The organism is Sodalis sp. RH24 (assembly GCF_047324145.1).
Taxonomy (GTDB): domain Bacteria; phylum Pseudomonadota; class Gammaproteobacteria; order Enterobacterales; family Enterobacteriaceae; genus Acerihabitans.
On record NZ_CP178729.1, the window covers coordinates 20,082 to 35,129 of the forward strand.

A 15,048-nucleotide genomic window follows, 5' to 3' on the forward strand; every position below is an offset into this window, starting at 1 on the left:
GTGATGTTAATGGATAATTTTATCGAGCCGCCGTCGTTTACCCTGACGCGCCAGATCTACCGGGTACTGGTGATGTATTACCTGGACGGTAAAAAGCAGTCGGAGATAGCGGAACACACCCATTTATCGGTGGCCACCGTTAACCGGATGATCCGCCAGGGCAGGGACACAGGCATGGTGGAGATTACCATCCGCTCGCCGTTTCTTTCCGCCCATCAGCTGGAGCGGGATCTGGCGCGCATCGGCGGGCTGCAGGACGTGGTGGTGGCGCCCAATGTGACAGGCGGCGACGACGCCGATTTGCACGTGGTGGGCGCGGCGGCGGCGGATTTCCTGCTCAGCCGCGTCAAGGACGGCGATACCATTGCCCTCACCGGCGGCAAGGGCGTCAGCGCCATGGTGGACGCCCTGTCCACGCCGCGCCGGTTTCGCGTCGACGTGGTGCCCGCCCTGGGCTGCGTGCAGGGCAAACACTATACCGACGTCAACCATGTGGCGTCCGAACTGGCGGCCAAACTTGGCGGCAAGGCGTATCAAATCCACGCGCCGCTCTTTGCCGATACGCCTGCGCAGCGGCAAATGCTGATGGAGGTCAGCCAGGTGCATCAGGTGTTGCAGCAGGCGCGCGAAGCCGATATCGCCATCGTCGGCCTGGGATCGATCCATGCCTCCAGCTCCAGTTATTATGATTTAAACCCATCGGTGCGGCATGCTCAAGCCAGCGTCGAGACCAGCGGGGCGCGCAGCGAGGTGCTGGCGCATCTGCTGGACGCGCAGGGACAGCCCGCCTGTTTTGCCGATAACCAGCGGCTGGTGAGCCTGACCCTGGAAGAACTGCGGCATATTCCCTTTTCGTTTGCCGTGGCGGCGGGCAGCGATAAAATCGAACCGGCCAGCAGCGTGCTGCGCGGACGCTATCTCAAGGGCATCGTCACCGATGAATCCACCGCCGCGGGCATTATCGAACTGTCGTCGCCGGATCCTCAACAGGAGGCAGCATGTTAAACAGCACGAATTCCACGGAAGACCCGCAGGCGGCGACCCTGTCCGACCGCGCCGGGCGCCTGGCCGAGCTGCGCCGCCGCCGCGCGACGCCGGTGCTGATCGTCGGCGGCGGCATTAACGGCATCAGTACCTTCCGCGAACTGGCGCTGCAGGGCATTCCCGCCATTCTGGTGGAGCAGGGGGACTGGTGCCAGGCGGCCAGCGGAGCGCTGTCGCGCATGATCCACGGTGGGCTGCGTTATCTTGAGACCGGTGAGTTTGCCCTGGTCAAGGAATCGGTGGTCGAGCGCGACCGGCTGCTGAAAAACGCCCCGCACTATGTAATGCCGCTGCGCACCACTGTGCCCATTGATTCCTACTGTTCCGGATTGGTGAACGCCGGCAAGCGCTTTGTCGGCCTGACCGAGCGGCCGTCGCGCCGGGGGGCCATGGTGATCAAGGCCGGCCTTTCGCTCTACGATCTGTATACGCGCGCGCAGGGCGCCATGCCACGCCATCGGCTGACGGGCGGCGGCGAAACCCGTCGCCAATGGCCGGAATTCAACGATTGGGTCAAATGCAGCGCCACCTATTATGACGCCTGGATCAACTATCCGGAGCGGCTGGGGATCGAACTTATCGAGGACAGCGAACGGGCCAATCCGCAGGCGCTGGCGATCAATTATCTTAGCCTGGCGGGCATGGACGACGGGGTGGTGACCCTGCGCGACGGCCAGAGCGGCGAAACCTTTACCCTGGCGCCGGAACTGGTGATCAACGCCACCGGCGCCTGGATTGACCGGCTTAACGGGGTGCTGAGCCCCGCGGCCCCGGCGCCGCGGCTTATCGGCGGCACCAAGGGGTCGCATCTTATCGTGCGCAACGCCCGGCTGCTGGCGGCGTTAAACGGCGGCATGGTGTATTACGAAAACCAGGAGGGGCGGGTATGCATTCTGTTTCCCTACTTCGGCAATGTACTGGTCGGGTCCACGGATATCCGCACCGACGATCCGGACGACGTGATTTGCGCGGAGGATGAAAAGCGCTATATCCTCGACTCGCTGCGCTTTGTCTTTCCGCGTATCGCCATCGCCGACGAGGAGATCCTGTATACCTTTTGCGGCATCCGTCCCCTGCCGGTGAGCGATACCACCGTGAACGGCCGCATTTCCCGCAATCACTCCCTTAAGGTCATTCCCCCGGCGCCCGGGCGGCCGTTTACCACCCTGTGCCTGGTGGGCGGAAAGTGGACCACTTTCCGCGCCTTCGGCGCCCAGGCGGCGGATCTGGCGCTGCGCCACCTGGGCGAGCGGCGCCGGGTGACGACGGAAGACCTGGCCATCGGCGGCGGCCGGGATTTACCCGGCCAGGCGGAGCGACCGGCCTGGATCGGGGAACTGGCGGCGCATTATCATAGCGATGCGGCGCGGGTGGCCCAATGGGTATCCCGTTACGGTGGCCGCGTGACCGCGCTGCTGGATTTCGTCACCCGATCGCCCGATCGTCCGCTGCGCCATCATCCCGGCTATACGGTCAATGAGCTGCGCTTCCTGATCGCCCGCGAGCAGGTGGTGAGGCCGGAAGATGTGCTGGTGCGCCGCACCGCCATGGCCATTGCCGGCGAACTGACCCCTGAGCTTGTCGCCGAAGTCACGGAAATCGTGGCGCAGGCGCTGGGCTTAAGCGACGATGAACGGCGCGCCAGCCTTGCCGCCGCCCTGGAGAGCCTTGCCGGGCGTCACGGCCTGGCGCGGCTGGCGGCGCCCGCGCCGCAACCCATCCCCCATCCATCCGCCCAAGGAGCGCCCGATGTCATTCAATCCTAAAGCCCGCATGAGCCGTCTGTTCCGCCAGGGGCGTTGCCTGGACGTGGCCATCGATCACGGTATCGCCAACGAGCCGGATTTCCTCGTCGGCCTGGAGGATATGCGCGCCGTGATGGCCAGCCTGGTCGCCGCCGGGCCGGACGCCATCCAGGTTAATTACGGCCAGGCCGATCTGCTGGCCGGGGTCGACCAGCCCGGCAAGCCGGCGCTGGTGATGCGCGCCGACGTGGGCAACGCCTATAACAGCGCGCGCCATCGCGAGATGTGGGCGGTGCTGCACAATCCGGAGGAGCCGATCCTGGCCGCGCTGCGACTGGACGCGGCGGCGGTGGTGGTTAACCTGTATATGATCCCCGACGAGCCGGGCATCTTCCGCCAGTGCGTGGAAAATATCGGCCGCCTGCGCCATGCCTGCGATAAATACGCCATGCCGCTGATGATAGAGCCGCTGGTGATGGCCCCGGCCGGGCAGGGCGCCGCCTACGCCTCGATTGGCGATGTGGAGAAAATCGTGCCGCTGGTGCGCCTGGCCCGGGAACTGGGGGCCGATATCGTCAAGGCCGATCCCACCGACCGGGTGGAGGATTTCCACCGCGTGGTGCAGGCCGCCCGCTGCCCGACGCTGGTTCGCGGCGGCGGCAAGGGCCGGCTGGAGACGGTGCTGGAAAAAACCGCCGGCCTGATGGCCCAGGGCGCCAGCGGCATGGTCTATGGCCGCAACGTGTACCAGCACAGTAATCCCGCCCAGGTGGTCAGGGCCCTGATGGCCATTATCCACCAGGGCGCCGATGGTCCCACCGCGTTTGAGATCTACCGGCGCGGCCAGGCCGGTTCCGGCGCTTAAGCCGTGCGCCATCGTACCCTTCTCTGTGGAGACGTTATATGGACGCATGTCTGTTAGGTATAGATGCCGGTAATACCATGATCAAAGCCGTGCTGTTCGACCTACGCGGCCGGGTGCTGGCGGTGGCGGAGCGCGGCGGCGCCACACATCAACCCCGCCCCGGCTACGCCGAACGTCCGCTGGCGGATATCTACCAGGGCGCAACGCAGGCGATCCGCGATTGCCTGGCGCGCGCAGCCGTTGATCCGCGTAAGGTTATCGCCGTGGGCGCGGCGGGTCACGGCAACGGCCTGTATGCGCTCGATCAGGCAGGGGAGCCGCTTATCGGCATTCAGTCCATCGACAGCCGGGCCGCCGGCCTGGTGCGGGAACTGGAACAGGCGGGCCTTGCCGGGGCCATTTATCAATGCTGCCTGCAAAAGCCCTGGGCCGCGGCCACGCCGGTGCTGCTCAGCTGGCTGAAGCGCCATGCCCCGGATCTGTACCGGCGCATCGGCACGGTGCTGTTTGCCAAAGACGTGATCGGCCATTTCTTAAGCGGCGTCGCGTCGGGCGAGGTCTCGGACGCGGCGGGATCGGGCCTGCTCAATTACCGCACCCGCCAATATGATGCCGAACTGATGGCGCTTTATGATCTGGCCGATGCGCTGCCGCTGCTGCCGGCGCTGCGTGAATCCTGCGATATCAGGGGACATGTCACCGCGCGGGCGGCGCGGCTTACCGGCCTGCCGCGCGGCATCCCGGTGGTGGCGGGCATTTTCGACGTGGTGGCCAGCGCCATCGGCTCTGGGGTGGTGCATACCGGCGAGGCGTCCATAGTCGCCGGCACCTGGAGCATCAACCAGGTGGTCGTGGACGCGCCAAATTACCGGCGCCCGGTATTTATGAATTCCATTATTGAGCGGGACCGCTATATGGCCATCGAAGCCAGCGCCACCTCCGCCGCCAACCTGGACTGGTTTATCCGCGAGTTCGACGACGGCCGCGACGGCGGCGGCGCGGCGCGCTGCAGCGCCAGCGTCGCGGCGGTCAAGCCCAGCGTCCAGTTGCCGTTATACCATCCCTATCTCTACTCCGGGCGCAAGGACGGCCCGGCGAAAGCCGGTTTTTACGGCCTGAACGGCTGGCATACCCGCGCCGATATGCTGTTTGCGCTGTTTGAAGGCGTCACCTTCGCCCATCGCGCCCATATCGACCGGCTGCGCGCCGCGGGTATCCCCTTTACGCGGGCGACCCTCTCGGGCGGCGCGGCGCGCAGCTGCATCTGGCCGCAAATGTTCGCCAATGTGCTGGGCATCCCGATTCGGGTGGCGGACTGTAGCGAAACCGGCGCGCTGGGCGCGGCGATTTGCGCCGGGGTCGGGGTGGGAGTCTATGCCGATATGTCGGCGGGCGTGGCCCACGCGGTCACCCTTACCCCGACCGGCTACCTGCCGGACGAGGCTTTGCACGCTTTCCATTCCACCCGCTACCGGTTGTTTAAACGCCTGGAGCTGGCCATGGGCGATCTGTGGGACGAGGAAGCCGACGGGCGGGAAACGCCGTCCGCGGCCGCCACCGCCGCGCCATCCTGACGTGGACGCGTCCGGATCGGGCGGAGCTGTTTGTCGCCGGGGCGCGCTCAGGACGGGAGCGCCGCCCGCTTTCCTGGCGGCGACACCGCGCGTCCGATCATACCGTCTCGTGAGCGCGGGGACACCGGCGGTAAACTTGTGCGCAGGCAGGGACAAATCTGCTAATCTTGGGGTACCGATTCATACGGGATGCCCATGCCATGTTTAATAATCTTGCAGTCTGCCAGGCGGTATTGAACGCGCTGCCTGACGCCACATTCCTGAAAGATGAACAGCAGCGGGTGGTGTTCCTGAATCGCAAAGCCTGCGAGTTATTCGGTAAATCGCCGGGGGAGATGCTGGGGCATTCTCCGCTGGCCGGCCTTGACGATAAGCTGGTGGACATCATTACCGAGCGGGATCGTTACGTTCTGGAAACCGGTGAAGATGTGGAATACGAGCATCAGATGCTGAACCGGAACAATGGGCAGACGTCGATGATGGTGCGCTGCTCGCGCATTATCTTTCATGACGTGCCCTATGTGCTGGTCTCGCTCAATGATATTACCATCCTGCGCGAATCCGAGGCCCAGACCCGTTACCTGGCCTACCATGATATCCTGACCGGACTGCACAACCGCACCGCGCTTTATGAACAGCTCAACCAGGTGGTGGTGCCCGGGGTCGGCAAGCATGCCGGCGGCCTGCTGCTGCTGATGGATCTCGACGGTTTTAAAAATATTAACGATACCTACGGCCACCAGGCCGGGGACTTTGTGCTGTGCGAATTTGCCCGCCGGCTGCAGGGCGTGGCGCCGGAGGCAAGCCTGGTCGCCAGGATGGGCGGCGACGAGTTTTCCCTGCTCACCGATAACCCCCTCGCGAGCGCCCAGGCGGAAGACTTGTGCCGCCGGATCGTCAACCTGACGCAAACGCCGTTTACGCTGACCGGCGCGTCGCCTTTTGTCACGGTATCGGTGGGCGTGACGGTGATTACCGAGGCGGTTATCACCGCCGGCGAACTGCTGCGCAAGGCGGACGCCGCCCTGTATGAGGCGAAACGGCAGGGTAAAAACGTGCACTGTTTCTATTCCGAGTCGCTCGACGCCAGCCTGAGCAGCAAGCGGCGCATGGAAAAGGCGCTGGCCAACGCCCTGTCGTCGGGCCGGGATATTACCTGCGCCTACCAACCGCTGATTCGCGCCGCCGACAACCATATTATCGGCGTAGAGGCGCTGGCGCGGTGGCATGACGAGGAGCTGGGCGAAATTTCCCCGGTGCAGTTCGTGCCCCTGGCCGAGGAAACCGGGCTGATTATTCCCCTGGGCAAGTTTATTCTGCGCCAGGCGTGCCGCGAGATGCTGCGCTGGGGCGATTTATCGCTGTCGGTCAACGTGTCGCCTATTCAGCTGCGCGACGGCGGATTCGCCCGTATGGTGCTGGCGCTGCTGGCCGAGCTGCGTTTCCCGCCGGAACGCCTGGAGCTGGAACTTACCGAAACGGCCATCATGAATTCCGATGCCAACAGCAAACATCAACTGGTCCTGCTGCGCGAGGCAGGGGTGCGGATTTCCCTGGATGATTTCGGCACCGGTTATTCCAGCCTCAGCCTGCTGAAAGATATCGTCGTCGACAGCGTAAAAATCGATCGTTCCTTCGTGCAGTTCGTCACCCAGTTAAAGGACACCGCCGCCATCGTCACCGCCGTCTCCCACCTGGGGGTAAAACTGAACCTCGAGGTGATTGCCGAAGGGGTGGAGACGCCCGAGCAGCAGCAATTTCTGGTGGACGCCGGCTGTACCCAGCTGCAGGGGTTCTTATTTTCCAAACCGCTGTCGGAGGAAAAACTGGAGCAACTGCTTGGCGATATCTCCCGCAGCGGCCAATTGGACGGGGACAACGAGCGGGAAATCAAAGGCTAGCCCCGGTAATGAACCTCGGCGCCAGGGCCATGCGCGGCGGCGGCCTTAGCCATTCGCCATGGCGCTGAGCCATCCACCGTGCGGCGCAGCGCGTCCAGCAACACCGGCAAAACCGGGTTATCATTATCGTCGCGCCAGATAAGCGACAGTTCGCTAAATATGCGTTCACCCAGCTCGATTTCCCTGAATACCACATTTTCAAAACGAATACGCGCGGCGCAGGCCGGAACCAGCGCTAGCCCCATGCCCCCGTTTACCAGTGACAGAATGGTGACGGTGGAGCCGATTTGGTGTACGTAGCGGGGCTGGACGTCGTTTGCCCTGAATACACCGGCGAAGAGTTCATAAAAGGGCTGCCAGGACGAAAGCGCATACGTGATAAAAGGTTGCCGATCCAGATCCCGCGGTACTATCTTCTCTGCCAAGGCCAGCGGATGGCCGCGCGGCACGGCCAGGACAAAGGGTTCCTTTAGCAGGCTTTCGCATAGGTAGCCGTGCCGGCTGTGGCCGGCGCGTACTATGCCGATATCGACCTGACGTAACCGTACTCCCTCCAGCTGCTCGGTGGTGGGCATCTCCCGCAGGTTGATATCAATTTGCGGGTGGCTTAACTTCACCCGGTTGATCACCCCCGGCAGGAATTCATATACCGCGCAAGATACGAAACTGATAGTAATAGCACCGATCTCGCCCAGCGCGATCCGTTTGACATTGGCGACGGCGCTTTGCGCACGTTCCAGTAAATAATTGGCCTCGATAAAAAAGGCCCTTCCCGCCGGTGTCAGGATGACGGAACGGGTAGTGCGTTCAAAGAGTTGCACTCCCAACTGATGTTCCAGCAATTGTATCTGCCGGCTGAGCGGCGGCTGGGTCATATTTAACCGCTCCGCGGCCCGCCTGAAGCTCAATTCCATCGCCACCGTGGTGAAGCAGCGTAACTGGCCTAACTCAAACATTGATTCAATTCCCGTATTAATCCATGCCCTGAATGAAATAGACAGTATTAGTCGCCCGGGACAAGATAACAGCTGGAGCCGCTGGAAAAACGTGCGATACGGGACACTTTGATGACGTCACGTCAGTTTTATTCTTGACCGTCATGGCCTCATCCGTGATTCGTCCACGCCGGCGCGTGTTTTTACCCACCTAGCAAGGAAAAACCATGGCGCAACACATCATCGGGGGCCAGCGCCCTTCATCCGATCATATCCGCAGTATTACATTATCCTCCGTCAACGTGCCGTTAAACATTGCGGTCAGCGATGCCAAAGTCCTTACCGGGCGGCAGAAAGCCTTAAAGGACGTGGCGTTACTGTTTGCGCAAATCGACACCGAGCAGGGCTTCAGCGGACTGGGCTTTACCTATACGCTACGTACCGGCGCGCCGGCGCAGTTTGCCCATGCCAGGGAGGTGGCGCCGGCATTAATCGGCGAGGATCCCAACGATATCGCCCGCCTGTGGAGCAAGCTGATCTGGGCCGGGGCATCTGTCGGGCGCAGCGGCGTGGCGACCCAAGCCATTGCGGCCATGGACACGGCGCTATGGGATCTGAAGGCGAAACGGGCCGGACTACCGCTAGCCAAGCTCCTGGGCGCCCATCGCGATGAAGTGCGGTGTTATAACACCTCAGGCGGCTATTTACAGGCCTCGGTGGAGGAAATCATCGACAAGTCGGCACAGTCCCTGGCGCGCGGTATGGGCGGCATCAAAATGAAAGTGGGGCATCCTGACCGCAGGCTGGATCTGCGTCGCGTCGAGCAGGTGCGCAAGGCGCTGGGGGATGACGTGCCGCTGATGGTGGACGCCAATCAGCAATGGGATCGCGCCACCGCCCTGCGCATGGGAAAGGCGCTGGAGCAGTTCGAACTGCAGTGGATAGAAGAACCGCTTGACGCCTATGACGTCGAGGGACACGGAGCGCTGTCGGCACAGTTGATTACGCCTGTCGGCACCGGCGAAATGCTCACCAGCGTCAATGAAGTGGCCGAGTATATCAATACCGGTGCGGTTGATTTACTGATGCACGATGCCCCGCGCATCGGCGGCATTACTCCCTTTTTGAAAATAGCCGCGCTGGCCGAAAACCGCGGCCTGATGATGGCGCCGCATTTTGTCATGGAAATTCACCTGCATCTGGCCGCCGCCTACGCCCATGAAACCTGGGTCGAACATTTCGAATGGCTTGAGCCTGTATTTAACGAACGCTTTATCATCCGCGATGGCCATATGATGGTACCTGACCGACCTGGACTGGGTTTTACGCTGCATGAGCAATCCGCCGCATGGACTGTCGCGCGGGCTACCATCGATAAAAGGGATTGTTAATCACGCCGAAACGTACCCTACAGCAAAAAAATAACCATGGGAGCATACCCACATGTCATTGGAAAACAAGGCAGTCGCTAAGGTAAAAAAATCCAATATTCGGTTTATCATCCTGGGCTTTATCTTTCTGGCCACGGTGTTTAATTATGTCGATCGGGCCACCCTGTCCGTTGCCGCTCCATTTATGAGTAAGGAACTGGGTTTTGACGCCAGCACTATGGGGTGGGCGTTTTCGGCGTTTGGCTGGGCGTATGTACTGATGCAGATCCCGGGCGGCTGGGTGCTGGATAAACTGGGGGCGAGGTTAGTCTATGGCGTTGCCCTGATCGTCTGGTCGGCGATTACGGTGCTGCAGGGTTACGTCTATTTGTTTACCTCGCCGTTTATTATTCTGTTTGTCCTGCGCTTCCTGATGGGCGCGGTGGAGGCTCCGGCGTTTCCGGCCAATAGTCGCCTGACGGTGCAATGGTTTCCCAATAAGGAACGCGCGTTCGCCACGTCCATTTATTCCGCGGCGCAATATATTTCCCTGGCGCTTTTTACGCCCCTGATGACCTGGATCCTACAAACGCTGAGTTGGCATTATATTTTTTATTATATTGGCAGCGCCGGCATCGCCATCGGTCTCGCCTGGCTGTGGTATGTGCGCGATCCGGTGCGGCATCGGGACGTTAACGCCGCCGAGATAGACTATATCCGTTCCGGCGGCGGTATTCCCGATCTGAGCGCGGCGCGTAACGCCTCGGCAATCAACATGCGGCATGTCAAGGCGCTGGTTTGCAACCGAATGATGGTGGGGGTGTATATCGGCCAGTTCTGCCTCACGTCGATTACCTGGTTTTTTCTGACCTGGTTTCCCACCTATCTTTACCAGGCGCGGGGTATGACCATTATCAAAGTGGGAATGGTGGCGTCCATTCCCGCCGTGGCCGGTTTTATCGGCGGTATCCTGGGCGGATTGTTTTCAGATTACCTGCTCAGGAGAGGATGCAGCCTGACTTTTGCGCGTAAAACGCCCATCATGGCAGGGATGGTGCTTTCAAGCGCGATCGTCGGCGCCAATTTTGTGAGTTCTGATATTGTCGTGGTGTTTGTCATGAGCGTGGCGTTTTTTGCCAAGGGATTCGGCAATCTGGGCTGGTGCATATTAAGCGACACATCCCCCAAGGAAGTGCTGGGCATTGCCGGCGGATTGTTTAATTTTTTCGGTAATATCGCCAGTATTATCACGCCGTTGCTGATTGGCTATATCCTGTCGGCCACCGGTTCGTTTGATTACGCCATTTTGTACGTCGGATTGATGGGCATCACCGGCACCTGCGCCTATCTTTTTATCGTCGGTCCGCTTAAACGGTTAGAGATAAACGAATAGCGGGATCGCAACAATGGAAAAAAAACGGCCCGCATCGCTGCGGGCCGTCGATAATGCGACACTTGAATCAGAACTGATAAACCAGGCCCAGGGCCACAACGTCGCCGCTGTTGACGCCAAGGGAGTTATCGTCGTCGATGCGGTTGATAATGTAATCAACATAGGTTGACATGTTCTTGTTGAAGTAATAGGTGGCGCCGACTTCGTAGTATTTAATCAAGTCAACGTCGCCGATGCCTTCAACGTCCTTAGCCTTGGACTGGGTATAGCCGATGGACGGACGCAGACCGAAGTCGAACTGATATTGCGCCACCAGCAGGAAATCCTGGGTTTTGTTGGCAAAGCCCACGACGTCGACGCCGGCCGGGGTCGTGCCGTCGATATAGGTGGCGTTACGGGTTTCGCCATAAGTGGCGGCCAGATAAAGGTTGTTGGCGTCATATTTAAGCGACGTCGCCCACTGTTCGGCACGGTCGCCCTGGCCAACGGTGGCCAGGTTCTGGCTATCGGTGCGATCCGAGGAAGAGTAAGCGCCGACAACGCCGACACCGATGGGCGAAATATACGAAATTGAACCGCCGTAGCCGTCGCCGTTCGCGCGGGCGATATCCGACCGATCGTTTTTACCCTGGTATTGCAGGGCAAAACCCAGGCCGTCGACCAGGCCGAAGAAATTGGTATTACGGTAGGTGGCAACACCCGTGGTACGGCCGACCATAAAGTTATCGGTGTAGGCGGTTTCACCACCGAACTCCGGCAGCATATCCGTCCAGCCCAGGGCATCGTACACCACGCCGTAATTACGGCCGTAGTCAAATGAACCGTAATCGGCAAATTTCAAGCCGGCAAAACCCAAACGGGTTTTGGTGCCGTCGGTGGCATCGTCGCCGCCTTCGGTTTTGTTAGCCTGGATGTTATATTCCCATTGGCCATAGCCGGTCAGCTGATCGTTGATTTGTGTCTCGCCTTTGAAGCCGAAACGCACATAAGACTGATCGCCGTCGGACGCGTAGCCATCGTCATCGGCAAAGTAATGCAGACCGTCCACTTTGCCGTACAAATCCAGTTTATTGCCGTCTTTATTATACACCTCAGCCGCGCTGGCTACTCCCGACGCTAACAAAGCCGGGATCATCACTGCAAGGATGCTATATTTCATCGAAATGATACCTTATAAAGTATTTTTATTTAATACGGGCCTGTGCCCGCGCCACTGCCTGAACACTGGAGATAAGGATTTGTTGCCTTGGCCTTTTTCATCCCGTGGCCAAGGCGGAAGCGCATCGAGTAGACACAGGAAGCACCAATGGGAGAAGAAATATTAACGCTATTTATTTAAAAAGCGAAACGCAAAATATGAAATTTTGTGATCGGTGTTTAACTATTGTAATCAAAGACGTTGGTTTGCAATTAATATATAAAAGTTATATGACACTAAATGTCAAAAATAACACTTACGGCTAAAAATGACATTTTTATACAGGATGGTTTTTCAATATATTATTAAAAGTAACTATTTGTTATTATGTGGATAATAGCATCAAACGTTAAAAAAGGCACCAGAGGATAATTTTGGCACAATATGTTAAAAAGATTCCTAATAGTATGGCAATTGCCATTTAAGGTCAAAAATAGCATTTATAGTTCACGCGGAAGATTTAACACTGCTTATATCTCAGGCGAGAATTGTCATTTTATGTAAAGTCGCTGCATGTCGCGTCAAAAAAAGCATTAACTGTCATAACAGCATGATTAATGAATAAAATAATAGATAGAATCTTGGGATTAAACAGGGAATAATCGCTTTAGTTATTTCTCTTTTATCGGGGATTCTACCGCGATATAAAGATTTTGAGGCATAAGGTTTTTTATGAACCGATCCGGGATTATTGGCGATTTGCTGGCCTGGCTGGAAGAGCAGTTGGACAAACCCCTATCGCTGGACGACGTAGCCGCCAGGTCGGGTTATTCCAAATGGCATTTGCAGCGAAAATTCAAAGAGACGACGGGCCAGGTGCTCGGCGCGTATATCCGCGCCCGGCGCCTGTCCCATGCCGCCATGGCGCTGCGTCTCACCAGCCGGTCGCTGGCGGACATTGCGCTGCAATATCATTTTGAATCACAGCAAACCTTTACCCGCGCGTTTAAAAAGCAGTTCCAGCAAACGCCGGCCTTTTACCGGCGTTCGTTGCGCTGGGATTTTTTCGGCATCCAGCCGCCGATAGGCCGCGCCTCCTGCGCCTATGCCCCGGCTGAAATCGTTATGCTGCCGGCGTTGAGGCTGGAAGGCATTACCCGCAGCTACACCTGCACGCTGGAGCAGTTAAGCCGTCACCGTGCCGAGCTGCGCGCGCAGTTCTGGCGCACTTTCCTGGAAGAGGCGCAAAGCAGCCCGCCGGTGGTTTACGGCCTGTGTTACTCTCGTCCCGCCGTTGACAAGAACGGTGAAAACGAAGTGTTTTATACCACCGCCGCCGAACCGGCGTTTTTGCCGGTCAAAAGCGATAATCTGCAGGAACTTTCATTGAACGCCGGCGATTATGCCTTGTTTACCTACCTGGGGCCGGCGGGGGGGCTGCAGGGATTTATTATGGATCTCTACAGTGTCTGCCTGCCGCTGATGCGCATGGTGCGGCGCGACGGCTATGATATCGAACGTTTCCACCGCTGGCCGTCATCCAGTAACGATGACGGCAGCGGCGAAATCCACTGTGATTACCTGATCCCCATTCTGCAGACTGCCGCCGCCGACGTCATGCCAGTACAGGGACCGGCGGCGTAACCGGATGTGCGTGTCTTACGGGCCGGCTAGAACTGATATACCAGGCCCAGCGCCACGACGTTGCCGCGGTTACGGCTTAGCTGGTTGTCCTCGTAAATACGGTTAATGATATAATCGACATAGGTCGACATGTTCTTGTTGAAGTAATAGGTGGCGCCGACTTCATAGTATTTAATCAAGTCAACATTGCCGATGCCTTCGACGTCCTTCGCTTTGGACTTGGTATAGCCGATGGACGGACGCAGACCGAAGTCGAACTGATATTGCGCCACCAGCAGGATATCCTGAGTCTGGTTGGCAAAACCCGTCACCCCGACGCCGGCCGGGGTTGTGCCGTTGATATAGGTGGCCCTGCGCGTTTCGCCATAGGTGGCGGCAAGATAGATATTATTGGCGTCATATTTCAGCGACGTCGCCCACTGTTCCGCGCGCTTGCCCTGGCCGTAGGGAGCAAGATTCTGGCTATTGGTGCGATCCGAGGAGGAGTAGGCGCCGACAATGCCGACACCGATGGGCGACATATACGAAATTGAACCGCCGTAGCCGTCGCCGTTCGCGCGGGCGATATCCGACCGATCGTTTTTACCCTGGTACTGCAGGGCAAAACCCAGGCCGTCGACCAGGCCGAAGAAATTGGTATTACGGTAGGTGGCAACACCCGTGGTACGGCCGACCATAAAGTTATCGGAATAAGCGGTTTCACCGCCGAACTCCGGCAACATATCCGTCCAGCCCAGGGCATCGTACACCACGCCGTAATTACGGCCGTAGTCAAATGAACCGTAATCGGCAAATTTCAAGCCGGCAAAACCCAAACGGGTTTTGGTGCCGTCGGTGGCATCATTGCCGCCCTCGGTTTTGTTAGCTTGTATATTATATTCCCATTGGCCAAAGCCGGTGACCTGATCGTTGATTTGGGTTTCGCCTTTAAAACCGAAACGCACATAGGACTGATCGCCATCGGATGCATAGCCGTCATCACCGGCGAAATAATGCAGGCCGTCGACTTTACCGTACATATCCAGTTTATTGCCGTCTTTGTTAAATACTTCGGCCGCGCTTGCGGCCCCCGACGCGAGCAGGGCCGGGATCATCACTGCTAGTAGGGTATATTTCATCGGAGGGATACCTTATAAAATATTTTTATTTAATACGGACGTTAGCCCGCGCCACTGCCTGCATACCGGAGATAAGGGTGTGTTGCCCTGGCCTTTTTCATCCCGCGGCCAGGGCGGAAGCGCATCAAGCAGACACAGGAAGCACCATTGGGAGATAAAATAATAACGCCTTTTTTTTAATAAACGGAACGTTAAATATTAGGTTTTGTGATCTCGTCATAAATATTATAATTCACTGCTTTAAAGGAAATTAATAAAAAAAACTTAAGCGGCATTCAGCAAGGTATTGGATATTACGGCAATAATTAGATTTTTTCACTG

11 protein-coding genes are annotated in these 15,048 nt (G+C 58.4%); 8 read left to right on the forward strand and 3 right to left on the reverse strand.

All coding sequences use genetic code 11. The features are described from left to right. The first annotated feature begins 9 nt into the window (after window positions 1-9). The 5 genes from ACL2XG_RS00090 to ACL2XG_RS00110 all read left to right on the forward strand — a co-directional run bounded on the left by ACL2XG_RS00090 (window position 10) and on the right by ACL2XG_RS00110 (window position 7,129). Window positions 10-1,005 carry a sugar-binding transcriptional regulator gene (locus ACL2XG_RS00090; RefSeq protein WP_413723218.1) on the forward strand — a complete coding sequence of 332 codons (996 nt, stop codon included), beginning with the start codon at window positions 10-12 and terminating at the stop codon, window positions 1,003-1,005. Beyond that, window positions 999-2,810 carry a glycerol-3-phosphate dehydrogenase/oxidase gene (locus tag ACL2XG_RS00095; protein WP_413723217.1) on the forward strand — a complete coding sequence of 604 codons (1,812 nt, stop codon included), beginning with the start codon at window positions 999-1,001 and terminating at the stop codon, window positions 2,808-2,810. The genes ACL2XG_RS00090 and ACL2XG_RS00095 overlap by 7 nt, the downstream gene beginning before the upstream one ends. Beyond that, the gene (locus ACL2XG_RS00100) at window positions 2,794-3,654 is read left to right on the forward strand and encodes a class I fructose-bisphosphate aldolase (protein ID WP_413723216.1); all 861 of its coding nucleotides are present in this window, start codon (window positions 2,794-2,796) and stop codon (window positions 3,652-3,654) included. Before ACL2XG_RS00095 ends, ACL2XG_RS00100 begins: the two co-directional genes overlap by 17 nt. A 38-nt stretch (window positions 3,655-3,692) precedes the next feature. Beyond that, a complete protein-coding gene (locus ACL2XG_RS00105) occupies window positions 3,693-5,228 on the forward strand; it encodes an FGGY-family carbohydrate kinase (protein WP_410014410.1) in 1,536 nt (511 codons plus the stop codon). A gap of 200 nt (window positions 5,229-5,428) precedes the next feature. Then, on the forward strand, window positions 5,429-7,129 hold the full coding sequence (locus ACL2XG_RS00110; protein ID WP_413723215.1) for an EAL domain-containing protein: 1,701 nt from the start codon (window positions 5,429-5,431) through the stop codon (window positions 7,127-7,129). Here the strand turns inward: ACL2XG_RS00110 and ACL2XG_RS00115 are convergent. Beyond that, window positions 7,126-8,085 carry a LysR family transcriptional regulator gene (locus ACL2XG_RS00115; protein ID WP_413723214.1) on the reverse strand — a complete coding sequence of 320 codons (960 nt, stop codon included), beginning with the start codon at window positions 8,083-8,085 and terminating at the stop codon, window positions 7,126-7,128. The two genes, ACL2XG_RS00110 and ACL2XG_RS00115, sit on opposite strands and share 4 nt — an antisense overlap. Window positions 8,086-8,291: 206 nt before the next feature. Between ACL2XG_RS00115 and ACL2XG_RS00120 the strand changes: the two genes are divergently transcribed. Together ACL2XG_RS00120 and ACL2XG_RS00125 are read left to right on the forward strand one after the other, a co-directional pair. Beyond that, entirely contained in the window at window positions 8,292-9,455 is a 1,164-nt protein-coding gene (locus tag ACL2XG_RS00120) for an L-talarate/galactarate dehydratase (protein WP_413723213.1), read from the forward strand. A 52-nt stretch (window positions 9,456-9,507) separates the two neighbouring features. After that, window positions 9,508-10,827: an MFS transporter gene (locus ACL2XG_RS00125; protein ID WP_413723212.1), complete on the forward strand. Its 1,320-nt coding sequence runs from the start codon at window positions 9,508-9,510 to the stop codon at window positions 10,825-10,827. Between the two features lie 67 nt (window positions 10,828-10,894). On the opposite strand, the gene ompF (ACL2XG_RS00130) is transcribed toward ACL2XG_RS00125, so the two are convergent. Further along, the gene (ompF, locus tag ACL2XG_RS00130) at window positions 10,895-11,986 is read right to left on the reverse strand and encodes a porin OmpF (RefSeq protein ID WP_413723211.1); all 1,092 of its coding nucleotides are present in this window, start codon (window positions 11,984-11,986) and stop codon (window positions 10,895-10,897) included. A gap of 711 nt (window positions 11,987-12,697) precedes the next feature. Here ompF (ACL2XG_RS00130) and robA point away from each other — a divergent pair. Then, on the forward strand, window positions 12,698-13,609 hold the full coding sequence (gene robA / locus ACL2XG_RS00135; RefSeq protein ID WP_410014413.1) for an MDR efflux pump AcrAB transcriptional activator RobA: 912 nt from the start codon (window positions 12,698-12,700) through the stop codon (window positions 13,607-13,609). A gap of 26 nt (window positions 13,610-13,635) precedes the next feature. On the opposite strand, the gene ompF (ACL2XG_RS00140) is transcribed toward robA, so the two are convergent. After that, window positions 13,636-14,727 carry a porin OmpF gene (ompF, locus tag ACL2XG_RS00140; protein WP_410014414.1) on the reverse strand — a complete coding sequence of 364 codons (1,092 nt, stop codon included), beginning with the start codon at window positions 14,725-14,727 and terminating at the stop codon, window positions 13,636-13,638. Between the last annotated feature and the right edge of the window lie 321 nt (window positions 14,728-15,048).

Bases quoted from the DNA above. Each gene is read 5' to 3' on its own strand.
- ACL2XG_RS00090 (WP_413723218.1), top strand. From the start codon at position 10: ATGGATAATTTTATCGAGCCGCCGTCGTTTACCCTGACGCGCCAGATC.
- ACL2XG_RS00095 (WP_413723217.1), top strand. From the start codon at position 999: ATGTTAAACAGCACGAATTCCACGGAAGACCCGCAGGCGGCGACCCTG.
- ACL2XG_RS00100 (WP_413723216.1), top strand. From the start codon at position 2,794: ATGTCATTCAATCCTAAAGCCCGCATGAGCCGTCTGTTCCGCCAGGGG.
- ACL2XG_RS00105 (WP_410014410.1), top strand. From the start codon at position 3,693: ATGGACGCATGTCTGTTAGGTATAGATGCCGGTAATACCATGATCAAA.
- ACL2XG_RS00110 (WP_413723215.1), top strand. From the start codon at position 5,429: ATGTTTAATAATCTTGCAGTCTGCCAGGCGGTATTGAACGCGCTGCCT.
- ACL2XG_RS00115 (WP_413723214.1), bottom strand. From the start codon at position 8,085: ATGTTTGAGTTAGGCCAGTTACGCTGCTTCACCACGGTGGCGATGGAA.
- ACL2XG_RS00120 (WP_413723213.1), top strand. From the start codon at position 8,292: ATGGCGCAACACATCATCGGGGGCCAGCGCCCTTCATCCGATCATATC.
- ACL2XG_RS00125 (WP_413723212.1), top strand. From the start codon at position 9,508: ATGTCATTGGAAAACAAGGCAGTCGCTAAGGTAAAAAAATCCAATATT.
- ompF (WP_413723211.1), bottom strand. From the start codon at position 11,986: ATGAAATATAGCATCCTTGCAGTGATGATCCCGGCTTTGTTAGCGTCG.
- robA (WP_410014413.1), top strand. From the start codon at position 12,698: ATGAACCGATCCGGGATTATTGGCGATTTGCTGGCCTGGCTGGAAGAG.
- ompF (WP_410014414.1), bottom strand. From the start codon at position 14,727: ATGAAATATACCCTACTAGCAGTGATGATCCCGGCCCTGCTCGCGTCG.